The organism is Micromonospora sp. NPDC003944, assembly GCF_053605225.1.
Genome location: NZ_JBSGIV010000016.1, coordinates 58,797 through 83,551, shown reverse-complemented (window position 1 = coordinate 83,551; position 24,755 = coordinate 58,797). Strand labels below are relative to the sequence as shown.

Annotated in this window: 29 protein-coding genes; 10 read left to right on the top strand and 19 right to left on the bottom strand. The window is 71.7% G+C overall.

The window, feature by feature from the left end:
• Nucleotides 1-35 precede the first annotated feature (35 nt).
• The 10 genes from ACWER9_RS10925 to ACWER9_RS10880 form a co-directional block, all read right to left on the bottom strand.
• Nucleotides 36-791 (bottom strand): SDR family NAD(P)-dependent oxidoreductase, encoded by a 756-nt coding sequence (locus tag ACWER9_RS10925; RefSeq protein WP_452301646.1) that lies wholly within the window; start codon nucleotides 789-791, stop codon nucleotides 36-38.
• A gap of 68 nt (nucleotides 792-859) precedes the next feature.
• Nucleotides 860-2,164, bottom strand: a complete 1,305-nt coding sequence (locus ACWER9_RS10920) for an L-fuconate dehydratase (protein ID WP_452301645.1) — start codon at nucleotides 2,162-2,164, stop codon at nucleotides 860-862.
• Nucleotides 2,164-3,003 (bottom strand): fumarylacetoacetate hydrolase family protein, encoded by an 840-nt coding sequence (locus ACWER9_RS10915; RefSeq protein ID WP_452301644.1) that lies wholly within the window; start codon nucleotides 3,001-3,003, stop codon nucleotides 2,164-2,166. Before ACWER9_RS10915 ends, ACWER9_RS10920 begins: the two co-directional genes overlap by 1 nt.
• Nucleotides 3,000-3,329: a hypothetical protein gene (locus tag ACWER9_RS10910; RefSeq protein WP_452301643.1), complete on the bottom strand. Its 330-nt coding sequence runs from the start codon at nucleotides 3,327-3,329 to the stop codon at nucleotides 3,000-3,002. Before ACWER9_RS10910 ends, ACWER9_RS10915 begins: the two co-directional genes overlap by 4 nt.
• Entirely contained in the window at nucleotides 3,326-3,541 is a 216-nt protein-coding gene (locus tag ACWER9_RS10905; protein WP_452301642.1) for a hypothetical protein, read from the bottom strand. The genes ACWER9_RS10910 and ACWER9_RS10905 overlap by 4 nt, the downstream gene beginning before the upstream one ends.
• Entirely contained in the window at nucleotides 3,538-5,070 is a 1,533-nt protein-coding gene (locus ACWER9_RS10900; protein WP_452301641.1) for a sugar ABC transporter ATP-binding protein, read from the bottom strand. Before ACWER9_RS10900 ends, ACWER9_RS10905 begins: the two co-directional genes overlap by 4 nt.
• A complete protein-coding gene (locus ACWER9_RS10895; protein WP_452301640.1) occupies nucleotides 5,067-6,008 on the bottom strand; it encodes an ABC transporter permease in 942 nt (313 codons plus the stop codon). Before ACWER9_RS10895 ends, ACWER9_RS10900 begins: the two co-directional genes overlap by 4 nt.
• A 5-nt stretch (nucleotides 6,009-6,013) precedes the next feature.
• Entirely contained in the window at nucleotides 6,014-7,087 is a 1,074-nt protein-coding gene (locus ACWER9_RS10890; protein ID WP_452301639.1) for an ABC transporter permease, read from the bottom strand.
• Complete coding sequence (locus ACWER9_RS10885; protein ID WP_452301638.1) at nucleotides 7,084-8,172, bottom strand: mandelate racemase/muconate lactonizing enzyme family protein; 1,089 nt, start codon at nucleotides 8,170-8,172, stop codon at nucleotides 7,084-7,086. The genes ACWER9_RS10890 and ACWER9_RS10885 overlap by 4 nt, the downstream gene beginning before the upstream one ends.
• A complete protein-coding gene (locus ACWER9_RS10880; RefSeq protein WP_452301637.1) occupies nucleotides 8,172-9,221 on the bottom strand; it encodes a sugar ABC transporter substrate-binding protein in 1,050 nt (349 codons plus the stop codon). The genes ACWER9_RS10885 and ACWER9_RS10880 overlap by 1 nt, the downstream gene beginning before the upstream one ends.
• A gap of 123 nt (nucleotides 9,222-9,344) precedes the next feature.
• Between ACWER9_RS10880 and ACWER9_RS10875 the strand changes: the two genes are divergently transcribed.
• Genes ACWER9_RS10875 through ACWER9_RS10860 form a run of 4 tightly spaced genes read left to right on the top strand, consistent with a single transcriptional unit; the run spans nucleotide 9,345 to nucleotide 12,845 of the window.
• Nucleotides 9,345-10,064: a GntR family transcriptional regulator gene (locus ACWER9_RS10875; protein WP_452301636.1), complete on the top strand. Its 720-nt coding sequence runs from the start codon at nucleotides 9,345-9,347 to the stop codon at nucleotides 10,062-10,064.
• A 29-nt stretch (nucleotides 10,065-10,093) separates the two neighbouring features.
• Complete coding sequence (locus ACWER9_RS10870) at nucleotides 10,094-10,804, top strand: (Fe-S)-binding protein (protein WP_452301635.1); 711 nt, start codon at nucleotides 10,094-10,096, stop codon at nucleotides 10,802-10,804.
• Complete coding sequence (locus ACWER9_RS10865; protein WP_452301634.1) at nucleotides 10,801-12,246, top strand: LutB/LldF family L-lactate oxidation iron-sulfur protein; 1,446 nt, start codon at nucleotides 10,801-10,803, stop codon at nucleotides 12,244-12,246. Before ACWER9_RS10870 ends, ACWER9_RS10865 begins: the two co-directional genes overlap by 4 nt.
• Nucleotides 12,243-12,845, top strand: a complete 603-nt coding sequence (locus ACWER9_RS10860; RefSeq protein WP_452301633.1) for a LutC/YkgG family protein — start codon at nucleotides 12,243-12,245, stop codon at nucleotides 12,843-12,845. Before ACWER9_RS10865 ends, ACWER9_RS10860 begins: the two co-directional genes overlap by 4 nt.
• On the opposite strand, the gene ACWER9_RS10855 is transcribed toward ACWER9_RS10860, so the two are convergent.
• The 3 genes from ACWER9_RS10855 to ACWER9_RS10845 form a co-directional block, all read right to left on the bottom strand.
• On the bottom strand, nucleotides 12,834-13,334 hold the full coding sequence (locus ACWER9_RS10855) for a signal peptidase II (RefSeq protein ID WP_452301632.1): 501 nt from the start codon (nucleotides 13,332-13,334) through the stop codon (nucleotides 12,834-12,836). The two genes, ACWER9_RS10860 and ACWER9_RS10855, sit on opposite strands and share 12 nt — an antisense overlap.
• A 119-nt stretch (nucleotides 13,335-13,453) precedes the next feature.
• A complete protein-coding gene (locus ACWER9_RS10850; RefSeq protein WP_452301631.1) occupies nucleotides 13,454-13,717 on the bottom strand; it encodes a hypothetical protein in 264 nt (87 codons plus the stop codon).
• A 75-nt stretch (nucleotides 13,718-13,792) separates the two neighbouring features.
• Nucleotides 13,793-14,509 carry a hypothetical protein gene (locus ACWER9_RS10845; protein ID WP_452301630.1) on the bottom strand — a complete coding sequence of 239 codons (717 nt, stop codon included), beginning with the start codon at nucleotides 14,507-14,509 and terminating at the stop codon, nucleotides 13,793-13,795.
• A 238-nt stretch (nucleotides 14,510-14,747) separates the two neighbouring features.
• Between ACWER9_RS10845 and ACWER9_RS10840 the strand changes: the two genes are divergently transcribed.
• From ACWER9_RS10840 to ACWER9_RS10820, 5 genes are read left to right on the top strand one after another with little or no spacing between them, the layout of a single operon-like run.
• The gene (locus tag ACWER9_RS10840; protein ID WP_452301629.1) at nucleotides 14,748-16,346 is read left to right on the top strand and encodes an ABC transporter substrate-binding protein; all 1,599 of its coding nucleotides are present in this window, start codon (nucleotides 14,748-14,750) and stop codon (nucleotides 16,344-16,346) included.
• Nucleotides 16,343-17,335, top strand: a complete 993-nt coding sequence (locus tag ACWER9_RS10835; protein WP_452301628.1) for an ABC transporter permease — start codon at nucleotides 16,343-16,345, stop codon at nucleotides 17,333-17,335. The genes ACWER9_RS10840 and ACWER9_RS10835 overlap by 4 nt, the downstream gene beginning before the upstream one ends.
• Entirely contained in the window at nucleotides 17,328-18,212 is an 885-nt protein-coding gene (locus tag ACWER9_RS10830; RefSeq protein ID WP_452301627.1) for an ABC transporter permease, read from the top strand. The genes ACWER9_RS10835 and ACWER9_RS10830 overlap by 8 nt, the downstream gene beginning before the upstream one ends.
• The gene (locus ACWER9_RS10825; RefSeq protein WP_452301626.1) at nucleotides 18,209-19,213 is read left to right on the top strand and encodes an ABC transporter ATP-binding protein; all 1,005 of its coding nucleotides are present in this window, start codon (nucleotides 18,209-18,211) and stop codon (nucleotides 19,211-19,213) included. The genes ACWER9_RS10830 and ACWER9_RS10825 overlap by 4 nt, the downstream gene beginning before the upstream one ends.
• The gene (locus tag ACWER9_RS10820; RefSeq protein ID WP_452301625.1) at nucleotides 19,210-19,890 is read left to right on the top strand and encodes an ABC transporter ATP-binding protein; all 681 of its coding nucleotides are present in this window, start codon (nucleotides 19,210-19,212) and stop codon (nucleotides 19,888-19,890) included. Before ACWER9_RS10825 ends, ACWER9_RS10820 begins: the two co-directional genes overlap by 4 nt.
• A gap of 67 nt (nucleotides 19,891-19,957) precedes the next feature.
• Here the strand turns inward: ACWER9_RS10820 and ACWER9_RS10815 are convergent, their stop codons facing one another.
• From ACWER9_RS10815 to ACWER9_RS10790, 6 genes are all read right to left on the bottom strand, one after another.
• Nucleotides 19,958-20,218: a superoxide dismutase gene (locus ACWER9_RS10815; RefSeq protein WP_452301624.1), complete on the bottom strand. Its 261-nt coding sequence runs from the start codon at nucleotides 20,216-20,218 to the stop codon at nucleotides 19,958-19,960.
• Between the two features lie 7 nt (nucleotides 20,219-20,225).
• Nucleotides 20,226-20,840 (bottom strand): superoxide dismutase, encoded by a 615-nt coding sequence (locus ACWER9_RS10810; protein WP_088988712.1) that lies wholly within the window; start codon nucleotides 20,838-20,840, stop codon nucleotides 20,226-20,228.
• A gap of 330 nt (nucleotides 20,841-21,170) precedes the next feature.
• Nucleotides 21,171-21,719 (bottom strand): zinc-binding dehydrogenase, encoded by a 549-nt coding sequence (locus tag ACWER9_RS10805; protein ID WP_452301623.1) that lies wholly within the window; start codon nucleotides 21,717-21,719, stop codon nucleotides 21,171-21,173.
• Nucleotides 21,720-21,752: 33 nt separating this feature from the next.
• Complete coding sequence (locus tag ACWER9_RS10800; RefSeq protein WP_452301622.1) at nucleotides 21,753-21,932, bottom strand: hypothetical protein; 180 nt, start codon at nucleotides 21,930-21,932, stop codon at nucleotides 21,753-21,755.
• Nucleotides 21,933-21,954: 22 nt separating this feature from the next.
• Nucleotides 21,955-22,143 carry an alcohol dehydrogenase catalytic domain-containing protein gene (locus tag ACWER9_RS10795; RefSeq protein ID WP_452301621.1) on the bottom strand — a complete coding sequence of 63 codons (189 nt, stop codon included), beginning with the start codon at nucleotides 22,141-22,143 and terminating at the stop codon, nucleotides 21,955-21,957.
• 89 nt (nucleotides 22,144-22,232) lie between these two features.
• Nucleotides 22,233-22,604 carry a DUF302 domain-containing protein gene (locus tag ACWER9_RS10790; RefSeq protein WP_452301620.1) on the bottom strand — a complete coding sequence of 124 codons (372 nt, stop codon included), beginning with the start codon at nucleotides 22,602-22,604 and terminating at the stop codon, nucleotides 22,233-22,235.
• Between the two features lie 172 nt (nucleotides 22,605-22,776).
• Here ACWER9_RS10790 and ACWER9_RS10785 point away from each other — a divergent pair, with 172 nt between their 5' ends.
• Nucleotides 22,777-24,723, top strand: a complete 1,947-nt coding sequence (locus ACWER9_RS10785) for a copper resistance CopC family protein (protein ID WP_452301619.1) — start codon at nucleotides 22,777-22,779, stop codon at nucleotides 24,721-24,723.
• The last annotated feature ends 32 nt before the right edge of the window (nucleotides 24,724-24,755 follow it).

The following is a 24,755-nucleotide window of genomic DNA, read 5'->3' as shown; positions in this document are numbered from 1 at the left end:
GCACCCGATCTGGCGTTCGGCGGCCGCGGCCGCGATCAGAGCTGGGCAGGCAGTCGCAGGCCGGACATCCCGCCGTCGACGGCCAGGGATGTGCCGGTCACCGACCTGGTCGCGGGCGAGGCCAGGTAGACGACGGCGGCGGCCACCTCGTCGGCGGTCACCAGTCGGCCGGTCGGCTGGCGGGCGGCCAACTGGCGCTTCTCCGCCGTGGGATCGGCCGCGCCGGCGAGCAGGCGGGCCACCCATGGCGTGTCGACCGTGCCGGGGGCGACACAGTTGACCCGGACGCCCGCCGTCACCAGGTCGGCGGCCATGGCGAGGGTGAGGGCGTGCACGGCCCCCTTCGACGCCGAGTACAGGGCGCGTTTGGGCAGACCTGTGGTCGCCGCGATCGAGGAGATGTTGACGATGGCGGCGGACGACGACCGGCGCAGGTACGGAAGGGCGACGGCGGTGGTCCGGGCCACGCCGGAGACGTTGACGTCGAGCACTCTGCTCCACTGCTCGTCGTCGTTCTCCTCGACGGTGCCCACCGCCGAGATGGCGGCGTTGTTCACCAGGATGTCGATGCCACCGAACGCTTCGGCGACCGAGGCGAGGGCCGCGGTGACGGATGACCTGTCGGCCACGTCCGCCCCGACCGCGTGCACCCGGGGGTCCGCGGGCAGGCCGGAGACGTCCAGGTCCAGCACGCCCACCCGGGCACCGACGGCCAGGAACGCCTGCACGCAGGCGTTCCCGATCCCCGAGCCACCCCCGGTCACCACCGCCACGAGGCCGTCACATTGCATGGTTTCTTTCCCTTTCGAGTAGTCGGCGCGCCGCCGTCGGCAGGGCCGCGGATTCGAGCGCGTCGCGGTCAGAGCCAGGCCGGCCCGTCGGGGTACGCGTACGTGGCGAGGCTCTCCGGACGCATCGCGGCGGAGAACCCCGGGGCGCTGGGCGCCACGTAGTGCCCGTCCTTGATCACCACCGGGTCGAGGAAGTGCTCGTGCAGGTGGTCGACGTACTCGACGACCCGGTTGCGCATCGAGCCGGACACCGCAACGAAGTCGAACATCGACAGGTGCTGTACCAGTTCGCAGAGCCCGACTCCCCCGGCGTGCGGGCAGACCGGCACCCCGTACCTCATGGCCAGCAGGAGGATGGCGACGTTCTCGTTCACGCCGCCGACCCGGCACGCGTCGATCTGCACGACGTCGACGGCGTCGGCCTGCAGCAGTTGCTTGAACACGACCCGGTTCGCCACGTGCTCGCCGGTGGCGACCCGGATCGGCCCACCGTCGGGTGCGCTGGTGGCGAGGGCGGACCTGATCGCGGCGTGGGCGAGCACGTCGTCTGGGCTGGTCGGCTCCTCGATCCACCACGGGTCGTACGGGGCCAACTCGCGCATCCGGTCGACCGCCTCGGGGACGTCCCAGCGCTGGTTGGCGTCGAGCGCGATCCGGATCCCCGGGCCGACCGCCTCCCGCGCGATCTTCAGGCGGCGCACGTCGTCGGCGGCGTCCGCGCCCACCTTCAACTTGATCTGGGTGAACCCGTCGGCCACGGCCTGCCGGGCCAGCCGGACCACCTTGTCGTCGGAGTAGCCGAGCCAGCCGGGTGACGTCGTGTACGCGGGGTAGCCGCGCTCGGTCAGCCGGGCGATCCGCTCGGCCCGGCCCGGCTCGGCGGCGCGCAGGATCTCCAGCGCCTCGTCCGGGGTGAGGGCGTCGGTGAGGTAGCGCCAGTCGACCAGATCGACGATCTGCTCGGGGCTGAGGTCGGCCAGGTAACGCCAGACCGGCTTTCCCGCTCGCTTGGCGACCAGATCCCACATCGCGTTGACGACCGCCGCGGTGGCCAGGTGCATCACGCCCTTCTCCGGGCCGAGCCAGCGCAGCTGCGAGTCCTGGGTGAGCGAGCGGGCGAACGCACCGAGGTCCACGGCGTCCGGGTCGAGGCCGACGACGTACGGCACCAGCGCGTCGATGGCCGCCCGGCAGACGTCGTTGCCCCGCCCGATGGTGAAGGTGAAACCGTGCCCGTCCGGGCCGTCGTCGGTGCTCAGTACCAGATAGGCCGCCGAGTAGTCCGGGTCGGGGTTCATCGCGTCGGAGCCGTCCAGGTCCCGCGAGGTCGGGAAGCGGACGTCGTACGTGTCGACCGAGGTGATCACCGCCATCAGGCGTCCCGCAGCGTGTTGCGCTGTCGGCCGAGGCCGTCGATCTCGACCTCCATCACGTCGCCGCCGGTCAGGTACGGGAACCGGCCGGAGAGCGCCACTCCCTGCGGGGTGCCGGTGTTGATGACGTCGCCCGGGTCCAGGACTGTGTACTGGGACAGGTGCCAGACGAGGTACGCCACGTCGAAGATCATGTCCTTGGTGCTGGAGTCCTGGCGGGGCTCGCCGTTGACCCAGGAGCGCAGCCGCAGCGCCTGCGGGTCGCCGACCTCGTCGGCGGTGACCAGCCACGGGCCGAGCGGTTGGAACGTCTCGCAGGACTTGCCCTTGGACCACTGCCCGCCGGAGACGGCGAGTTGGAAGTCCCGCTCGGAGACGTCGTTGGACAGCACGTACCCGGCGGTGTGCCCGAGGGCGTCGGCAGGTGAGGCGAGGTAGCGGGCCGTTGAGCCGATCACCACCGCCAGCTCCACCTCCCAGTCGGTCTTCGTCGAGCCGCGCGGGATCAGCACCTCGTCGTACGGGCCGACGACGGTGTTCGGGGCCTTGTAGAAGATGATCGGGTCGGTCGGTGGGTTGGCACCCGACTCGGCGGCGTGCGCGGCGTAGTTCTGCCCCACGCAGAGCACCACCCCGGGGCGGGCGATCGGTGCGCCGACCCGCTGCCCGGTGACGTCGATCTCGGGCAGGTCGGTGGCCTCGCGGACCCGCCGCACGCCGTCGCCGGCGAGGAAGTCGCCGTCGATGTCCGCGGTGACCGACGAGAGGTCGAAGTGCCTCCCGTCGACGTACAGCACGGGACGCTCCTGCCCCACGGGCCCGACGCGCATGAATCTCACGAACCAACCTCCAGTGCATAGGTACGAATTGCGCCACTCGGCGTGGCCGGCGGCGGCGATCCTCGGCTTGCCCAGGTGGTCGAGGACGAACGTGGTGCCCGACGTGGCCCGCGCCGCCTCGGCACAGCTGACCAGTTGTCCGACGTGGACGACCAGGTCGACGGTGAGGCCGGCGGCCCGATCGCCGCGAGGGCGGCGCGTACGTCGGGGCGGGCCAGGTGCCCGGGGTCGACGACGCTCTGCACCTGGTCGCGCAGTCCGACCAGTGTCGACGCGCCGGGCAGCTCGCGGTAGCCCCACAGGTGGGGGTGCGCGTCGACGATCACGGCGTCGGCACCTCACCGGGCAGCAGCCCCTCGGCCTTGAGATCGGCCCACAACGCGCCGGGCACGTCCCACTCGAACATCGCCACGTTGTCGGCGATCTGCTCCGGGTCCCGGGCACCGACAAGCACGCTGGCCACTGCCGGGTGGCCGAGCGGAAACTGGATCGCCGCCACGTCGGTGCGTCCCAGGGTCACCCGTTCGGCGGCCTTCACGCGACGACCCCCTGCCCGTCATGGATGAACCGGATCACCGACTGGCTCATCCGGTCATAGTCGTGGTCGTTGTCCAGTTCACCAACAACTGCGAACTCCCGCATCACCGCGATCCGGTCGGCGAGGGTGACCATCTCCGGCAGGTCCGACGAGATCAGCAGAATGGCCATGCCCCGGGCGGCCAGACCGGCGATCAGCTCGTGGAAGGCCGCCTTGGTGCGCACGTCGATGCCGACGGTGGGCTCGTCGACGATGAGCACGTCGCACTCGGCGGCCAGCCACTTGGCCAGGCTGACCTTCTGCTGGTTGCCGCCGGAGAGCTGACCGGCGTGCTGGTCGGGCGAGGCGAGTCGGATGCCCAGCCGGTCGGCGTACTCGTCGACGAGCAGCCGCTCGGAGCGGTCGCGGACCAGCCCCAGCCGGGCCAGCCGACGCCACACCGTCACCGCGGTGTTGCGGGCCACGGTCTGGTCGAGGAAGAGGCCCTCCTCCTTGCGGTTCTCGGTGACGTACCCGATCCGGTGCCGGTGCAGGGCGTCGCCCACGTCCCGGATCCGGGCCGGACGCCCGTGCACCCGCACCTCACCGGCGGTGATCCGGTCGAGGCCGAGCAGCGCCTTGGCCAGCTCGCTGCGGCCCGCGCCGACCAGACCGTAGAGGCCGACGATCTCACCGGGTCGGACGGTGAGGCTGACGTCGTGGTGGCCGGCGGTGGTGGCGACGTGGTCGAGGGCCAGCGCCGGTTCGACGTCCGCCGCGACGGTCCGGTCGGCGAGGTGCACCTGTTGGTACGCCCGGCCGACCATCAGGTCGACGATCGCCTCGCGGCTGTGGTCGGCGAGGGGCTCCGCCTCGGCGACGCTGCGCCCGTCGCGCAGCACGGTCACCGTGTCGGCGACCGCGAAGACCTCCTCCAGCTTGTGGCTGACCAGCACGGTGGCGTGACCTCGCTCGGACAGTCGTCGCACGATGCCGTAGAGCCGGTCGGCCTCGTCGTTCGTCAGCGACGCTGTCGGTTCGTCGAGCAGCAGCACTGTCGAGTCGGCCGACAACGCCTTGGCGATCTCCACCAGTTGCAGCTGGGCCACCGACAGGCGCGACACCGGCAGGTCCGGGTCCAGGTCGAGGTCGAGCAGGTCGAGGCAACGGCGGGCCTCGGTACGTAATGCCGCCCGGTCCAGCAGGCCGGCGCGGCGGGGCAGGTGTTGCAGACAGATGTTCTCGGCGACGCTGAACGCCGGGATCAGGTTCCGTTCCTGGTGCACCACACCGATGCCGGCCCGCTGGGCGTCCTGCGGGTTGCCGAGCTGCACCGCCCGGGGCTGTCCGTCCGGCCCGGCCAGCCGCAGCTGCCCGCCGTCCGGCCGGTACACCCCGGTCAGGACCTTGATCAGCGTGCTCTTGCCGGCGCCGTTCTCACCGAGCAGCGCGTGCACGCTGCCGGCGGTCAGAGTCAGCGTCGCCTCGTCCAGGGCGCGTACCCCGGGGAACGTCTTGACCAGTTTCTCCGCGGACAGCACGACGCTCATCGCCTACCTCCGGAGAGCTTGTCGCGGAACTGGCCGAGCAGCACCGCGCCGAGGACGACAGCGCCGATGATGAGGTCCACCCACCGGCGGTTGATGTCGAACTGCGACTGGCTCACGTCGACCAGTCGGACCAGGAAGGCCGCGAGCACCGTGCCGGTCACGCTGATCATCCCGCCGGCCAGGGCCACCCCGCCGATGATCGGCGCGGCGAAGCTGGGCAGGAGCAGGTCGTCGCCGATCGAGGCGTTCACCGAGCCGAACGCGGCCACCACGATCACCGCGGCGAAGCCGGCCAGCAGCCCGGACAGGGTGTGTGCCAGCACCAGCGCCCGGTCGTTGGAGATGCCCGACAGCCGGGCGGCGAACGGGTTGCCGCCGGAGGCGAGCAGGTGCCGTCCGGGCACGGTGCGCCGGAAGAAGAGGGCGACCGCGACGGCGATCGCGACCGCCAGCAGGAACACCACGGGTACGCCGGCCAGGGACGCCTGCCCGAACTCGCGCAGCCCGGGTGAGTAGCCCTGGTAGGTGCCGGTGCCGTTCACCCCGTACCGCAGCCCTTCGAGGATCGTCATGGTGGCGAGGGTGACGATGAACCCGTTGATCCGCGTGAAGATCACCAACAGGCCGTTGACCAGCCCGACGGCGGCGCCCAGGGCCAGCGCGGCGAGCACCGCGACCGGGGCGGGCAGCCCGGCGTCGATCATCAGCCAGCCCGAGGCAACCGCGCAGAACCCGGTGAGCACACCCACCGAGAGGTTCATCTGACCGACGGCGAGCACCACCATCTGGGCCAGGCCGATGACGATCGGCAGGGCGAGGAAGCGCAGGAAGGCGTCGAGGGTGCCGGCGGTGAGCAGGTTGAAGTCGGTGGCGACCGCGAGCGCCGCGAACCCGAGCGTCGCGATCACCGCGAGGGTGAACTCGTTGGTCCGGATCACGCTCCTCATGATGGTGACACCGCCCTTCGCTCGGCGAGCACGGCACGCAGCCGGTCCAGTGACAGCGCCGCGAGCAGCACGAGTCCGATATAGAGCTTCAGCTCCTCCAGGGAGAACTGGAGCAGGTTGAGGCCCTTGTAGATGACCTGGGTGAGCGTCGCGCCGAGCGCGGTGCCGAGGACGCTCACCGCACCGCCGGCCAGCAGCGTCCCCCCGAGCACCGGGGCCAGGAACGACGGCAGCAGGAACGACTCGCCGATGCTTGCCGAGAAGGCGCCGTTGTTCGCGGCGAGGAGAAAGCCGGCCAGCGCGGCGAGCAGCCCGCTCAACGCGTGCGCGGCGACGACCCGACGGTGCGTGGGGATGCCGGACAGCTCGGCGGCGACCGTGTTGGAGCCGGTCATCAGGATCTCCCGACCCAGCCGGGCGTGCCGGAACAGCAGCCCGACGCCGAGCGCCGCGGCCACCGCGATCGGCACGACGAGCGGGATGCGGGGCCCGCAGACGTCACCCATGCAGTAGTCGGCGAAGGTGTCGAAGCGCAGGGCGGACAGCCCAGTCGGTCGTACCGCGAACGACACCCCGCCGGTGGCCCAGGTGTAGAGGATCGTGACCAGGCCCAGCAGCCCGAAGTCGAGGGCGAGGGTGACGACGAAGGAGTTCACGCCGGTCTTGGCGATGAGCAGACCGGCGAGCGCGCCGATGCCGGCCCCGACGGCGAGGCCCACGAGCAGCCCGACCAGCAGCGGTACGCCGAGCCGGTCGTAGGCCAGGCCCATCGCGAAGGTGGACAGTGCGGCCATCCGGCCCACGGCCATGTTCATGTGCCCGAGTGAGAGCACGGCGAGCTGGGCGAGGCCGACCACGACGTACACGCTGATGTCGGCCTGCAGCGGTGCCAGGGTGAGGCGGGGGTCGAGGAACGCGGGGGTGAGCGACGAGAAGAGGACGACCAGCACGGTGATGACGATGAGCAGGCCGAGCCGGGGGTTCGCCCAGACCGGCAGGGCCCTGGCCGGCGGTCTGGGCTCCGCGGCCGGAGGCACCGAAGGCGCCTCCGGCGCTGTTTCCGTCTTCACGCCACCCTCCTGTCCTCGATCGCGTCGCGGTCCCAGTCGATGCCGAGGCCCGGCTCGTCGGGGGCGAGCGCGTGGCCGTCGACGATCGCGACCTCGGTCCGGGTGATCGCGCGCAGTTGCGGAATGTGCTCGACGTAGCGGCTGTTCGGCACGGCCGCGCAGAGGCTGACGTGCAGTTCCATCAGGAAGTGCGGGCAGACCACCACGTTGCAGGCCTCGGCCAGGTGCGCCACCTTGAGCCACGGGGTGATGCCGCCGACGCGCGCGACGTCGACCTGGACGACGCCGGCCGCCTGGCGGCGGAGGTACTCGGCGAACTGGCCGATCGAGTACATCGACTCCCCCACCGCGACCGGGATGCTCGTCGCGCGGGCGAGGAGTTCGTGCCCGGCGACGTCGTCGGCCGGCAGCGGCTCCTCGAACCAGGCGAGCTGGTGCGGTTCGAGCAGCCGGGCCCGGCGGATCGCCTCGGCGGCGGTCAGCGACTGGTTGGCGTCGACCATCACGTCGACGTGGTCGCCGACTGCCGCGCGGACCGCGCCGATGCGAGCGGCGTCCTCGGCCGGGTTCGGCTTGCCGACCTTCAGTTTGACGCCGGGCCAGCCGGCCGCCTGGGACGCCTTCGCGCCGGCGACCAGCTCGTCCTCGGTGAGGTGCAGCCAGCCACCCTCGGTGTCGTAGAGCGGGATGCGGTCCTGAGCGCCCCCGGCGAGCACCCAGAGCGGCAGGCCGGCGGTGCGGGCGCGGAGGTCCCACAGCGCGGTGTCGATCGCGGCGAGCGCCAACGAGGTGATGGCCCCGACGGCTGTGGCGCGGGTGGCGGCGTGCAGGTCCCGCCAGATCGCCTCGACCCGGGCGGCGTCGCGGCCGACCAGGTGCGGCAGCAGGTAGTCGCGCAGCAGCGCGAGCACCGCCGTGCCGCCGGTCCCGATCGTGTACGCGTACCCGGTGCCGTGCCCGCCGTCGGCCGTGCGCACCTCGACGAAGAGCGTCTCCTGCTTGAGGAACGCCTGTACCGCGTCGGTGCGGACGGTCTCGACGGGAATGTCGACGAGGTACGCCTCGGCCTGGCTGATCGTCGACATCAGCTGCACTTGAGCAGGTCGCCGTCGAACGTCTTCCGCAGTGCCTCGGTGGTGGCGGTCCGGTCGGCCTCGTAGCCGTCCAGGTTGTCCTTGGTGACCACGAACGAGCCCGAGTCGATGGTCACGCCGGGTTCGGCCATGGTGCAGCCGCCGCTGAGCTTCATCAGGGCGTACGAGCCGACCTGGGCCTGACCGACCGGGTTCTGCAGGACGGTGGCGGCCACCGAGCCGCCGCGCAGCCCGTCGAGGACCGTCGGGTCGTCGTCGATGGCGATGACCTTGATCGGCAGCTTCGACTGGCGGACCCCCTCGGCGGAGGCGACCGCCGGGTTGTAGGCGGTGTTGACGATGGCCTGGATCTGCCGGCCCTTCGCGGCGAGGAGGTCGGCCACCGCCTTCTGCGCGCTCTGCAGATCCTTGTCGATGTCGGTGACGCTCTGGATCAGGGTCACCTTGCCGCCGGTCTCGGCGACAGCCTTCTCCACACCCGCGATCCGGCGCTGGGTGTTGGAGTCCACCTTGTTCCCGGTCAGGTGCACCAGGTTGCCCTGACCGCCCATCGCGTCGATGGCGGCCTTGGCACCCTTGTACGCGGCGACCTCCACGTCGGTGGAGAGGCAGAAGTCGGCCTTGTTGGCCCCGGCCGGGCAGGAGGCCAGGGAGCCGACGGGGAAGCCCTGGCGCTTGAGGTCCTCGAAGGTGGAGTTGATGTTGTCCGGCGAGACGCCGAAGACGCCGAAGGCGTTGTAGCCCTGGGCGGCCAGGGACTTGAGCACGTCGTTCTGCTTGGTCTGGTCCCAACCCGCGGTCTCGTTGAAGGTGACGTCGCCGAGCGCGAGCTCGGTCTTGGCCTTGGCCCCGGCGTCCTTCCAGGGCTGGAAGTACGGGTGCGAGCCGCCCGGCACGAGCGCGACCTTGACCTGCGCCGGTTCCCGACCACCGGCGTCGGCGTCGGTGGTGTCGCTCTTCTTCGTGCAGGCCACAGTGGTCGTGGCGAGGGCCACGACGGTCAGGCCGGAGCCGATTCGGGACAGCATTCTGCGCGACATGTTCGTCTCCTCGGGGGTGGTGGTGGCGAGACGCTGGCAGGGAACCTATTTCCTATAGGATGTTGCTTTGCTAGTGTGTACTCGCTCACACCGGCACAGTCAAGGGGTTGCTGAGGAGACGAGATGACCCAGCAGGAACCTCGCGAGGGCCGACTCCGTCCCGCCCGTCGACTCACCCTGGCCGAGGACGTCTACGAGTCGATAAAGACCCTCGTCATGGACCACATCCTTCCGCCCGGCGAGCGGGTCAACATCGACGCGCTCGCCCGGGAGCTGGACGTCTCCCCCACCCCGGTCCGCGAGGCCCTCGCCCGGCTGGAGGCCGACGGCCTGGTCCGCAAACGCCCACTCTCCGGCTACACCACCACGCCACTGCTGAGCCGGGCCGAGTTCGACGATCTGTTCGACGTCCGGCAACTACTCGAGGGCGCCACCGCCGGGCGGGCCGCCACCCACGCCTCCACCGAAGCGCGCCAACGGATCAGCGCCGAGGCGGCAGCGAGCATCGACGTGGAGGCCGGCGACGGATATCGCCGACACGCCGCCTTCACCGCACTTGACGCGAAGTTCCACGACCTGATCGCCGAGGTCTCTGGCAGCCCACTGCTGCGGGACACCATCACCCGGCTGCACTCACACCTGCACCTGCACCGGCTGTACTTCCCGGTCGCCGGTGCACCGGACACGAACACCGAACACCAGCTCATCGCCGCCGCCATCGTCGCCGGCGACGCGGCAGCCGCCACCGAGGCGATGCGCGCCCACCTCAGCGCCGCCCGCGAGCGCCACCTGCCCGCCTTCGACGGGCTCCCCGGCCCCGCAACGCCGCGCGACTCGGCCTGACCCACCCCCGACGGAGCCGAGGAGCCACCATGCGGATCGCCCTCTTCATCACCTGCGTCAACGACCTCGCGTTCCCGGCCACCGGCATCGCGGTCACCCGCATCCTGCGGCGACTGGGCCACACCGTCGACTTCCCCACCGCCCAGACCTGTTGCGGGCAGATGCACGCCAACACGGGTTACCGGGCCGAGGCCGTGCCGATGGTGCGCAACTACGTCGATGTCTTCGACTCCTACGACGCCATCGTCGCGCCGTCCGGGTCGTGCACCGCGATGATCCGCGACCAGTACCCGCGCCTGCACGCGCCGGCCACGTCGGTGGCCGCCCGCACGTACGAGCTGTCCGAACTGCTCGTCGACGTTCTCGGCGTCACCGACGTCGGCGCCGAGTTCCCGCAGACGGTCACCTACCACCCCACCTGCCACGGCCTGCGGATGCTGCGCCTCGGCGACCGGCCGCTGACCCTGCTGCGCCAGGTACGCGGGATCGAGCTCGTCGAGCTGGGCGACGCCGAGGAGTGCTGTGGCTTCGGCGGCACGTTCGCGGTGAAGAACCCGGACGTCTCCACCGCCATGCTCACCGACAAGTGCGCCCGGGTCCGCGACACCGGCGCGCGGGTGCTCGCCGCGGCCGACAACTCCTGCCTGGCGCACATCGGCGGCGGCCTCGACCGCCACCGCTCAGGCGTACGGGCCGTGCACTACGCCGAGATTCTCGCCGAGACGGGAGCCAGCTCATGAGCCACCCGGTCGCACCCGCCACCGGGGACGGACGGATCCGCACGCCGCTGCCCTTCCCCACCGCCGCCAAGCCGGCCGTCGCCGACCGGCAACTGCGGGCCAACCTGCACCGGGCCACCCGCACCATCCGGGCCAAGCGAGCCCGGGTCGTCGACGAGGTGCCCGACTGGGAGGCTCTGCGCGACGCCGGCTCGGCCATCAAGGCGGACGTCCAACGTCGGCTGCCGGAGTTGCTGGAGCAGTTCGAGGCGTCCGCCACCGCTGCCGGCGCCACCGTGCACTGGGCCCGCGACGCGGCCGAGGCGTGCCGGATCGTGGTCGAGCTGACCCGGGCCGCCGGGGCCGACGAGGTCGTGAAGGTCAAGTCGATGGCGACCCAGGAGATCGAGCTCAACGAGGCGCTGGAGGCCGCCGGGATCGCCGCGTACGAGACCGACCTCGCCGAGCTGATCGTGCAGCTCGGCGAGGACACCCCGTCGCACATCCTGGTGCCGGCGATCCACTACAACCGGGCCCAGATCCGGGACATCTTCACGCGTCGCATGGCCGACGCGCCGACCGACCTGACCGACGAACCGGCTGCGCTGGCCGAGGCGGCCCGCACCCACCTGCGACGACGGTTCCTCTCGGCCCGGGTCGCCGTCTCCGGCGCCAACTTCGCCGTCGCCGACACCGGCACCCTCGTGGTGGTCGAGTCCGAGGGCAACGGGCGGATGTGCCTCACCCTCCCGGAGACGCTGATCAGCGTCGTCGGCGTCGAGAAGCTACTGCCGACCTTCACCGACCTGGAGGTCTTCCTGCAACTGCTGCCGCGCTCCTCGACCGGCGAACGGATGAACCCGTACACCTCGATGTGGACCGGCGTCACCCCCGGCGACGGCCCGCAGGACGTGCACGTCGTGCTCGTCGACAACGGCCGCTCCGCGGTGCTCGCCGACCCGGTCGGGCGACCCGCGCTGTCCTGCATCCGCTGCTCCGCGTGCCTCAACGTCTGCCCGGTGTACGAGCGGGCCGGCGGGCACGCGTACGGCTCGGTCTACCCGGGGCCGATCGGCGCGATCCTGTCACCGCAGCTGACCGGCGTGGCGGACAACGCCTCGCTGCCGTACGCGTCGACGCTCTGCGGCGCCTGCTACGACGTGTGCCCCGTGAAGATCAACATTCCGGAGATCCTGGTCCACCTCCGCCAGCAGGCACCGCACCCGCCCGCCGAACGGGCCACCATGCGCGTGCTGTCCTGGGTCATGCGCAGTCCCCGACGCTGGGCCGCCGCCCTGCGACTGGGCCGGGCCGGCGCGGGGCCGCTCGGGGCGTACCGTCAGTGGCGCACCGGCGCTCGGACGCTGCGGCGACTGCCGTGGCCCGCGTCGGCGTGGACCCGGTCGCGAGACCTGCCGCTGCCCGCGCCGCAGACCTTCCGGGAATGGTGGGACAAGCAGTGAGCGCACGCAACGAGATCCTGGCGCGGCTCCGGACGGCCCTGGCCGACAGCCCGCCGCCGGTGCGGGTGCCGCGTCGGTACCGTCGGGTCGACGACCGCGCCGACCTGATCGAAGCCCTCGTCGACCGTCTGGAGGACTACCGGGCGGTGGTCCACCGTGGCCTCGACGCCCTGCCCCGGCTGCTCGGCGAGGTCGGCCGGCTCGCCGTCCCCGCCGACGCCCCCGCCCACTGGCTGGACGGCCACACCGGAGAGCTGCACCGCGACGCGCCACCGCTGTCACCGGCCGCGCTCGACGGCATGGACGCGGTCCTGACCGGCTGCGCGGTGGCGGTCGCCGACACCGGCACCATCATCCTCGACGCCGGCCCGGCGCAGGGGCGGCGCGCGCTCACCCTGGTGCCCGACCGGCACATCTGTGTCGTCCGCGCCGACCAGGTCGTCGGCCTGCTGCCGGAGGCGCTGACCCGACTGGACCCACGCGCGCCGCTGACCTGGATCTCGGGCCCGTCGGCGACGAGCGACATCGAGCTGAACCGGGTCGAGGGAGTGCACGGCCCGCGCCGCCTGGAGGTCGTCCTGGTCGGCTCAGGAGTCTGACGACACCTGCTCGCGGGTCTCGCCCGCCGTGGCCCGCAGTGGAACGTCGCGCACGTTGAGCAGCATGACGATGCCCACGCCGACCACCAGTGCGATGTCGGCGACGTTGCCGACGAAGAACCCGGCGTAGTCGATGAAGTCCACCACGTGCCCCCGCGCGAACCCGGGCTCGCGGAAGAGGCGGTCCAGCAGGTGCGTCGCCGCGCCGCCGAGCACCAGGCCCAACGCCACCGCCCAGGGACGCGACGTGACCCGCCGGGCCACCACCGTCACCGCGACCACCGCCACCGCCGCGAACACCGCGAAGATCCAGGTGTACGCGGTGCCGATCGAGAAGGCCGCGCCCGGGTTGTAGACGAGGCGCAGTTGCAGCAACTCACCGAGGAGCGTGATCGTCTGCCCGTCGGACAGCGCGGACTCGGCCCAGTACTTCGTAGCCTGATCCACGGCGAGCACCACGGCAGCGATCAGAACGACGGCGCGGAACATCCCGGAACCCTAGCCGGTCGCCGCCGACCGTCACCACCGGCGGTGGACGTCGGGGCGGCCCAGTAGCGTGCTCGCCGGGCCGCCGCTGACCACCTGCCGGAGGATCCGTCCGCCGTCGCTTAGGGGAGGGTGACGAGGTGGATCGCGGCGACCGTGACGAGGCCCGCGCCGAAGAGCGTGATGCCGCCGGCGGCGAGGACGGGCGCCACCCGGGTGGCCAGACCGAGAATCGCGCGGGACTGTGCGCCCCTGGTGACAAGTGAGCTACCGGCGACCGCGAGGACCCCGACGCCGAAGAGCACCACGGCCATGCCGAGCCCGAACGTCAGGACCAGCAGCAGGGCGAAGCCGGCGCGACCGATGAACAACCCGGTCGCCAGCACCAGGAACGCGGCCGGGGACGGGGTCAGCCCGCCGGAGATGCCGAGCAGGAACAGTCCGGGGCGCTGCGGTCGCGGTCATGCCACCGCCCGCCGCCGTCGCAGCCGCCACGACACGAGCAGCGCCCCGACCGTGACCAGCAGCGCAGCACCCACGACGGCGGCGAGTTGGACGGCGGCACTGCGGCCGCGGGTGGTACTGCCGACGGCCGGCGCGCCACCGGCGAGGGTCCAGTCGTGGGAGTCCTCGCCGGAGCCGTACACCGCGCGTTGCCCGCCGGGGCCGGTCGCCATCGCCCGGTAGGCGGGGTTGAGGTCGGTGAGCATCCGCACCGCGACCGTGACCGTGCCGACCGGCCCCGGGCAGGTGTAGTCGACAGTCGCGCCGGTCCTCGCCAGGGCCTTGAGTGGCGCGACAACGCCGAGGCAGGGCCGCGTGCCGTCGGTCACGGTGATCTGCTTGAGCAGGTACGCGGGGAACTGCTCGGAGGACGCGATCAGCGCGGGGTCGGTCGTCCGGTAGTCGACCGCACCGTCGAGCAGGATGCGGTCGGCCGGCAGCAGGCCAAGTGAGACGCCGAGCAGTGTCAGGTCATCGGGGCCGCCGACCCGCCACCGCACCCGTACGACATCGGGCCGCTGCTCGTCGGGAGTGATGGACACGGTCTGCGGATCTCCGAACGGGTGCGCCGCCGCCGGGGACGGCAGGGCCAGGACGGCTGCGGCGACGGCGAGGGCCCCAAGCGGGATCAGCGTCGCCGCGTGCCGTCGTCGCCAACGTCGATGCTGGGACAAGAGGGCTCCAGGATTGCGATTGCACGATTCGCGGCAACCCTGTCGACCGTCGGCGAACGCGCAGGTCCGGGCCGGTGTGGGACACGAAACAACAACATGAACAGTTCGTCCGACGGCCACCTCGCGGGTCATGATGCAGACAACTAGCAATTGCCAACAGTTTGCAACTGTGCCACCGTGATCATCAACTGTTGCGGCTGCACCCGCACGCCCGTTCCCCACACCACAGGAGCGTTCCGTGACCCGGATCCGTCCGACCTTCCGACGCCTCGTGGCGTCGACAGCAGCGGCCGGGATGCTCGTCCTCGCCGCCTGCTCGGCCCCGACCACTCCGGACAGCCCGGCCGGCGGCGCGACACTTGTCGTGGCCACCTCCGACGAGCCGGACGCACTCAACCCGGTGCTCAACTTCGGCGTCGACGGCGCCGCGCTGATCTTCGACGGGCTGGTCGCCCGCGACGGTGACAACCGCCTGGTCCCCGGGCTGGCCACGGCCCTGCCGACGGTGTCGACGGACGGGCGCACCGTGACCGCGAAACTGCGGGACGGGGTGCAGTTCCACGATGACAGCACGCTGAGCGCGGCGGACGTCGCCTTCACCTACCAGGCGGTGCTGGACCCGAAGGTGGACTCCACGCTCCGCTCCGACCTGGACATGGTGGAGTCGGTGACCGCGCCCGATGCGGCAACGGTCGTGTTCCGACTGCGCTACCCGTACGCGCCGTTCCTGCAACGGCTCACCCTCGGCATCGTGCCGTCGAAGCTCCTCAGCGGACAGGACATCAACACCACCGGGTTCAACCGGAAACCGATCGGGACCGGGCCGTACAAGGTCGAGTCCTGGACGCCGGGTGACCGGCTGGTGCTCACCGCGAACGAGCGCTACTTCGGTGGCCGGCCGGCGAACAACCGGGTCGTGGTGGCGTTCGTCGCCGACGACAACGTCCGCGCGCAGCGGATGCGGGCCGGCGAGTTCGACGCCGCCGAGCTGCCGCCGAAGCTCGCCTCCGGGTTCGACTCCGACAGCAGGTACCGGGTGCAGCGGGTGCCGACCGCCGACTACCGGGGCGTGATGCTGCCGATGGGCAACCCGGTCCTCGCCGACCCGGCGGTCCGCCGGGCGCTCACCCTCGCCGTCGACCGGGCCGCGATGGTGTCCGGAATCCTCGGTGGCGCCGGCGAGCCGGCGTTCGGGCCGATCCCCCCGACCTCCGAGTTCGCCGACCCTTCGACAGTCGGCACGCCGAGGGCCGACGCGACGGCGGCGGGCGCGCTGCTCGACGCGGCCGGATGGAAGCCGGGCGCGAACGGGGTACGGGTCAAGGACGGCCGGCCGGCCCGGTTCACGCTGATGTACCCGGCGACCGACACCCTGCGCAAGGACCTGGCGCTGGCCGTCACCGCCGACGCGAAGAAGATCGGCGTCGAGGTCACCCCGGCCGGGCTCACCTGGGACGCCATCGATCCGCGGATGAAGTCCGACGCCCTGCTGATGGGCTACGGCACGCCGTACGACCCGGACTTCGTCTCGTACAAGCTGTTCAGCTCCCAGTTCGCGGGGCAGGGCTACTTCAACCCCGGCTCGTACCGCTCCGAGGTGACGGACCGGGCCCTCCAGCAGGGCCGCGACCAGATCGACCCGACCCTTCGCAAGGCCGCGTACGCGCAGTTCCAGAGGCAGTTGGCCGCCGACGTGCCGTGGCTGTTCCTCACCTACCTGCGGCACACCTACGTGCTGAAGTCCTCCGTCCAGGGCGCGGCCCCCCGGGTCGAGGCGCACGAGCACGGGGTGGCGAACAGCATCTGGTGGAACATCGACACCTGGACGCGCTCGTGAGCCGCTCTGCCCGACTGGCCGGGGCCGGGGCGGTGGTCCGACGTCGACTCCTGGTCGCCGTGCCGGTGCTCGCCGCGACAAGCATCGGGATGTTCGCCCTGGGTGCCGCCTCACCTGTCGACCCCGCCAAGCAGTACGCGGGCGCGGCCGCCTTCACCGCCACCGAGGAGAACCTGGCGCAGCTCCGCGCCAACTGGGGTGTCGACGACCCCCTGCCGGTGCAGTACCTGCGCTGGATCGGCAACCTGCTCCAGGGCGACCTGGGCTGGTCGACGAGCCGGCACGAGCCGGTCGCCTCGGTGCTCGCCGCCCGGGCCGGCTGGACGTTGCTGCTGATCGGGGTGACCCTCGCCCTGGTCCTGGCCGCGAGCCTGCTGCTGGGCGCGCTGGCCGCGTACCGCAGGGGTGGGTTCTTCGATCGCGCGTTGCGGACGGCCGCCTACGCGGTCGAGTCGATGCCGGTCTTCTGGCTGGGCCTGGCCGCCATCGCCGTGTTCGCACTGGCCCTGGGCTGGTTTCCGGCGGGTGGGCTCACCGACGTCACCGCGACCAGCACCTCCTGGGCCGACGTGGCGCACCACCTGATCCTGCCGGTGGGCGTGCTGGCCGTGTCCCAGGCACCGTGGTTCGTGCTGTTCGTCCGGGACGCGGTCGCGGAGAGCATGCGCGACGACCACGTCCTCGCGGCGCGGGCCCGCGGGTTGCCCGGGCGGACGGTGCTGTTCGGGCACGCGCTGCGGACCGCGCTGCTGCCGTTCCTCACCCTGGTCGGCACCCACCTGCCGGAGCTTGTCGGCGGGGCGGTGCTCGTCGAGACGGTCTTCTCGCTGCCGGGCCTCGGCGCCGTGACCGTCGCCGCCGCGCTGGGCAGTGACTTCCCGCTGCTGGCGGCGATCACGCTCGTCACCACCGCCGTGGTGCTGGCCGCGAACCTCGCGACCGACCTCGCCTACGCCGCCGCCGACCCGAGGGTACGACTCGATGGCTGACCTCGCTGCCCGACCGCCGCTGCTGCACGTGGCCCGATCGCGGCTGCGGCTGCGACCCGGCCAGACCGGCGTCGTCATCGCCGGTCTGGTCCTGCTGGTGGCCGTCGCCGGTTCGCTGTTCGCTCCGCTCGTCTGGCCGCTCGACCAGAGCGCGGTCGCGCTGGACCAGACCCGGTTGGCACCGTCCTGGGCCCACCTCGCCGGCACCGACGACCTGGGCCGGGACGTGGCGCACCGGGCCGTCTACGGGCTGCGGGTCTCGTTGCTCGTCGGCGCGGTCGCCGCGCTCGTGGCCACAGTTCTCGGTGGCGTTGTCGGTGGGATCGCCGGCACGCTCGGCGGCCGGGTCGACCGGATCCTGATGCGGATCGTGGACACCATCGCCGCGATGCCACACCTGTTGCTGGGCGTCTTCATCGTCGCCATGCTGCGGCCAAGCCTCGGCGCCGTGATCGCCTCCGTCGGGCTCACCCACTGGCTCTCCACCGCCCGCATCGTCCGATCCGAGTTGTTGAGCCTGCGGACCCGACCGTTTGTCGACGCCGCGATCAGTGGTGGGGCCGGCCGACTCCGGGTCCTCACCCGGCACCTGCTGCCACACGTCCTGCCCCGGCTGGCGTTGGCCACCACCCTGATGATCCCGCACGCGGTGTGGCACGAGACCGCCCTGTCGTTCCTCGGCCTGGGCCTACCGCCGCACCTCGCCTCACTCGGCAACATGATCAATGACGGCCAGGGGTCGCTGCTGACCGGTGCCTGGTGGGCCAGCCTGGCGCCGGGCGCGGTCATCGTCGTCGTCACCCTCGCCATCGCGGTCCTCGCCGCCCGCTGGCGCGACCGCCTCGATCCACGGGTCCGAGCGGAGCTGCACCTGTGACCACCACCGAATCCGTTCCCGCCCCGGCGTCGCCCCGCGCCGCCGCGGGTCAGCCGCTGCTCACCGTGGACGGTCTCGGCGTCGAGTTCCGGCTCCGCGACACGACAGTGCGCGCCGTCAGCGACCTCGGCCTCACCGTCCGGGCCGGCGAACTGCTCGCCATCGTCGGCGAGTCCGGCTGCGGCAAGTCCGTCCTGGCCCACGCCCTGCTCGGCCTGCTGCCGCCCAACGCCACGACCACCGGCCACGCCCTCCTGCACGAGCCGGACAGCGAAGCGGTAGACCTGATCACCTGCGGTCAACGCCACCTGGCCCGCAGGGTGCGCGGTCGTCGGGTCGGGCTGGTGCCGCAGAGCCCGGCCACCGCCCTGAACCCGGTCCGCACCGGACGCCGACTGCTCACCGAGACGCTGCGGGCGCACGGCCGCGACCGCGCGGACGCCGAGGGCCTCGCGGTCGAAGTCGGGCTCGATCCCGCGGATCTGGACCGCTACCCCCACGAACTCTCCGGTGGCATGGCACAGCGTCTGGTCACCGCGCTCGCGCTGGCACCCGACCCGTCGCTGCTCATCGCCGACGAGCCGACCACCGGCCTGGACCGACCCCTCGTCGACCACACCCTCGACCTGCTGAGACGTCGCTGCGACAACGGCTCGGCGGTCGTGCTCATCACGCATGACCTGGCGGCCGCGCAGCGGGTCGCCGACACCGTCGCCGTGATGTACGCCAGCCGCATCGTGGAACACCGCGACACCGACCAACTCTTCACCACACCGGCCCACCCGTACGCCTTGGCGCTGCTCGACGCCCTACCGGACCGGGCCTTCCGGCCGGTGCCCGGCGACCCGCCGATGCTCACCGCGCTGCCCCCCGGCTGCGCGTTCGCGCCCCGCTGCCCGCGCCGCACCGACGCCTGTGCGGACCGACCGGAGCCGACGCCGGTCCCCGGCGGCGGCACGGCAGCCTGCCACCATCCGATCCTCACGGGAGCCACCACGTGACCGACGCGCAGCACCTGCTCGCCGACGAGGTGACCGTCGGGTACGGCCGCCAGGTCGTCCTCGACGGCGTCACCCTGCGGATCGACCGGGGAGAGACGGTCGGACTGCGCGGGCCCTCCGGCTCCGGAAAGTCGACGCTGGTTCGGGTCCTGGCGCTCCTGCACCGCCCCGACCAGGGTCGGGTCAGCATCGACGGCACCCCGGTCGACGGCGTCCGGTACGCCGTGCCGGTCGCCCTGCGGACCCGCGTGGCCGCCCTCTTCCAGAGCCCGCGTGCCGCCGCCGACCCCCGGCTGAGCCTCGCCGACCTGATCGCCGAACCGCTACGCGCCACCCGGACGCCCGAGCCGACGGTCCGCGAACGGGTGGCCGACCTCGCCGACCTCGTCGGGCTCACCGCGGACCTGCGCAGCCGGCGGCCACACGCCGTCTCCGACGGGCAACTGCAACGCGCGTGCCTCGCCAGGGCGCTGGCGCACCGCCCGGACTACCTGCTCTGCGACGAGGCCACCGCGATGCTTGACGCCTCCACCCAGGCGCACGTCGCCGCCGTCATCCGCGACTACCAGCGGACCCAGCAGGCCGGGGTCCTGGTCATCAGCCACGACCAGACCCTGCTGGACCGATGGAGTGACCGGGTCGTCGACCTGGCCGGCACGGCAGCCGCACCGGGCTGACGTCGCGCGCCGCCGTGGAGCTGCGGTTGTCCGCTGGGTTCCGCCTTGCGCGGAACCCAGCGGACAGTCACACCGGCGGGGACTGCGCGGTCTCGGCCAGGAGCAGAGACAGCTCCCGGACCAGATCATCCATCGACTGGCCGCTCTGCGCCTTGACCAGGCCGAGCGCGAGATCGGCCAGAAGGTAGAAGCCGAGAGTGCGGGCCTGCTCAGAGCTGAACGCCGACATCAGCGCTTCAGCGCCGGCGAGGTCACCACGGTGTTTGGCCGCGATGACTCCGGCCGCGCGTTGCACAATCTCGACCGCTTCGGGGGTGTACCCGCTCACGCCGGAATCAGATCTTCGGGGTGGCGGCGCGGGCGGCGTCGAAACGCGAGATGACGTCGGTCCAGTTGACAAGGTTCCACAGTCGGTCCACGTAGTCCGGGCGGACGTTGCGGTACTGCAGGTAGTAGGCGTGCTCCCAGGCGTCGAAGACCAGGATCGGGGTGGAGCCCTGACCCACGTTGCCGTGGTGGTCGTAGACCTGCTCCACGATGAGCCGCTGGCTCAGCGGCTCCCAGGCCAGGACACCCCAGCCGGAGCCCTGCACACCCTTCGTCGCCGCCGACAGTTGACCGGCGAAGCCGTCGAAGGAGCCGAAGTGCTCGTCGATCGCCGCGGCCAACTCGCCGTCGGGGCGGTCACCGCCGTCCGGGGACAGGTTGTTCCAGAAGATCGAGTGCAGGACGTGCCCGGACAGGTTGAACGCGAACGTCTTCTCCAAACCGACCAGGGTCGCGTAGTCGCCCTTGTCGCGGGCCTCTGCGAGCCGGTCGAGCCCGTCGTTGGCGCCCTTGACGTACGCGGCGTGGTGCTTGTCGTGGTGCAGCTCCAGGATCTCGCCGGACATGGCGGGCTCCAGTGCGCCGTAGTCGTAGGGCAGGTCGGGCAGGTTGTACACGGCCATGGGGTACGTCCTCTCAATGCTGCCTTAGTGTGGCTGTTGCCATTATCTTGCAACAAGGGTCCGATTGTCGGAAGCGGACGCGATCGATCACCGAAACGTCGGATCAGGCGTGAACGACATCCACTGCGGGCACGGACCTGACGTAATCGGCCGGGTTCGCGCCCGAGCGGACCGTGCGACCCGTCATGATCCGCGCAACTACCCGGATACTGCTGCCTCCGACGTACCGGAGGCAGCAACAACCCTGGTGTTGCGCGGCTCTTGGGGACGGGCGCTCAACGCGGTGAACTCGGCGTTGTTCTCCCCTCAGGGCATCTCGGGCGTCTCGATTCACCTCGCCGGGCGGGGTGTGATGGCATCACAAGCAGGACGACACCGGCGTGGTTGTCGCCGTCGCTGATGTCCGCCGAGACGGGCATTGCTGAGATGACCGGGGGGCAGGAAACGCCCGCGATTGGTCAACCCTCGACGGTGCCGCCGGCAACCAGGTGGTGGGCGCCCATGACCGTGTCGAGCGTGAACCGGCGACCGTCCAGCCGGGGGCGCAGCGCGCCGGCCGTCGGCCAGCGCCGCGATCTCACGCAGGATGACGCCGTGGCGTTCGCGGCCCCGCCCGGTGAGCATCGGCAACAACGTGACGACGCCGGAGTACGTCGCGCCACGGAACGACAGCGGGGCAAGCGAGTGGGAGCCCCAGCCCAGCGCGCCGACGACGTGTCCGTGGTAGGTGCGCACCGCCGCGAAGGACGCGTCGAGCGTCGCGCCGCCGACGTTGTCCATGACGATGTCGAATCCCTCGCCGCTGGTGTACCTCTGCACGTGCTCCTCGACGCTTGTCGACGTGTGATCGATCGGCACCGTGCCGAGGCTCTCGATCACCCGCAAGCTCGCCGGCCCGCCCGTGGCGTACGTCTAGGCGCCGCGCGCCTTGGCAAGCTGCACGCCCACGTAGCCGACGCCGCCGTGCACCAGCACCTTCTGCCCGGCGTGGACCCCGGCCCGGTCGACCAACCCCTCCCACGAGGTGACCGCCGCCAGTGGCAACGCGGCGGCCTCCCGCATCGAGAGGTTCACCGGTTTGGGGGCCAGCATCCCGGCGTCTACGGCGGCGTACTCAGCCAGCGAGCCCCGGCATGTCGCCGACGCCCCCGCACAGTCCGTACACCTCGTCTCCCGGCTCGAAACCGGTCACCTCGGCGCCGAGCGCCACGACGACGCCGGCAAGGTCCAGGCCGAGCACCGCGGGCGGTGCGACCCGCGCATGCGCGGCGCCCGCAGCACCGCAGCACGCATCGCAATTCACATTCTCCGCGATCAGGACGTCACCTGACGTTGTCCGGCCGGATCGCCGGCCGGCTGCCTTCTCTGCGACTGCGGCCGACGCGGGCCTCCTCAGCGACCGTCGATCACAGAGGCGATTGTGGCGGGGGCATTGAGGGGTGTCACCTGGTCCTCGTCCAGTCCGTAGCGCCGGGCGAGGTACGCCGGGTCCTGCCAGGTGACGAGCGAGCCGGGTTGGCCGTCGTCCCGCACCATCAGTCGCAACGGCAGGTCGATGGCGATCTCGGGATGGGCCTGCATGAGTGGCGTACCGGCCTGCGGGTTACCGAAGATGATCACCTGCGTGTCGGGCATGCTCAGCCCGGCCTTGCGAGCGGCTGCGGAGTGGTCGACCACCGCCGCCACCGCAGCGCCCATACGTTCGGCTTCGGCCCGCAGCGCGGAGACCGTCTCACCGACGTCCCTTGCGCTGCGCCTGGTCACCAGTCCGTCGTTCACGGCCGACCCCCGCTCACCATGTCGCTGGGCGAATCCCACCTCATCCTGCCGCACCCGGGGTCGGTCCGGGGATGTTCGCCGCAACCTCCGCTTTTGCCATGCGAGGAAAAAGTCCGTCGACTCTTGAAAAAAGTCTCGCGACGGCGAGGATATTCAGATGCATCGTCTCCCCCAGACTCCGGTGCGGGTGCTCTCGGGCCTCCTCGCGCTCCTCCTCGCCTCGGCGGTCGCCCTGTTCGCGTCGGCCCAACCCGCCGGAGCCCACGGGACCCTCGCGATGTCCACACCTGCGGGGGGCGCGACGGTGAGCGAGCCGTTGACGTCGGTGCAGCTGTACTTCACCGAGAAGACCGCCGCCAACGCGTTCTTCACGATCACCGCGCCGGGTGGCACCCGGGTCGACAACGGCTGGTCGTACGGGGAGCCGAAGCCACTGGACAAGCCGGTACGGGAGTACTTCCTGGTCAACGGCCAGTTCGAGCCACGTGAGTACACGACCGGGTTCCCCGCGACGGTGGCGGTGGCGCACCTGCCGGCCAAGGGCGAGTACTCGGTGAGCTACCTGTCGGTCGCCTCGGACGGAGACCCCGTACGCGGCACGCTCACCTTCCGCTACAACGGCCGGGTGACGGCAGCGCCCAAGGGGTGGAGCCCACCGTCCACTCAGCCGGACCCGGCGCTGTTGGCCACCGCCGAGCAACACGGGTCATCCGGGCAGGCCTCGGCCGTACCGACGGTCGCGGCAGAGACGGCGGTCCCGCCGTCCGCGGCAGCGGCTGCACCGAGCGAGTCGACGGACGAGAGCGGTCCGGGAGCACTCGTCTGGGCCGGCCTGGCGGCGGTGGCCACGGCGGCGGTGGTCGGATTCGTCGTCTGGCGTAGGCGGACCGTCCCCACTGGCCGACCCGCCGGCCGGGGCCGTACCGCGCCGACGACATCCGGTCGACGCGGCGCCGGCACCCGTCCCGCGACCAGGACCACCGCGACCAGGATCGCCGGCGCCAAGACCGCCAGCACCAAGACCGCCAGCACCAAGACCGGCGGCGGCAGAGCCGTCGCCGGCAGGACCGTCGCGACCACCCCCGCCACAGCGGACAGTCGGCCGCCCGTCGACTCCGGAACGTCGCCCGACGCGGACCTCACCAGCGCGACGCCCGGGTCCCGGCTGAGCAACACGAGCCTGGCACTGTTCGTCGGCGCGCTGCTGCTCTCACTACTCGCCGGCTTCGGGTTGGCACGCATCAACGGCAACGGCGGCCCGACCGCCGACACCGCCCGGCAGCCGGCCGGCGCTCCGCCCGCCTCCGGCCCGGCGGGGTCCGCGAACGACGGACACCAACACCCGGCGGGCACCGGGCCGCACACGCACCGGGGCGACGGCGCAACGGGCGAGACGCTGGCCACCGGGACGACCGTCAGCGCCGGCGGTTACACGCTGCAACCGCTGGAACGAACCCAACCCGCCGGGGTACGCGCCGACTACCGCTTCCGCGTCGTCGGCACCGACCGGCAGCCGGCGACGCGCTTCGCGGTCGTCCACGACAAGCCGCTGCACCTGATCGTGGTGGGCCGCGACCTGACCGGCTACCAGCACCTGCACCCGACGATGGCCGCCGACGGCACCTGGAGCGTCCCCCTGACGCTGGCCCGACCCGGCGGTTACCGCGTCTACGCCGACTTCTCCGTCACCGCCACCAACGGCACCCAGGTGCCTCTCGTTCTGGGGGTCGACCACACGGTGCCCGGCGCGCACACCCCCACCGCGCTGCCGCCGGCGCAGGCACAGGCGACGGCTGGCCCGTACGCGGTGTCGATGACCGGCACCCCGACGGTCGGAGTGACGGCACCGATCCACTTCCAGGTCAACCGCGCCGACGCGGCTGCTCCCGCGCAGCTGGAGCGCTACCTGGGCGCGTACGGACATCTGGTCGTCGTCCGCGAGGGCGACCTCGGCTACGTGCACGTCCACCCCGAACCGGAGTTGGTCGACGGGACTGTCAAGTTCTGGCTGACCGCACCGAGTTCGGGGCGCTACCGGGCCTTCTTCGACTTCCAGGTGGGAGGGAAGGTGCACACCGCCGAGTACACGATCAACGTGCCCTGAGCCTGGAACTTTCTCCGTGCTGCGGCCGACCA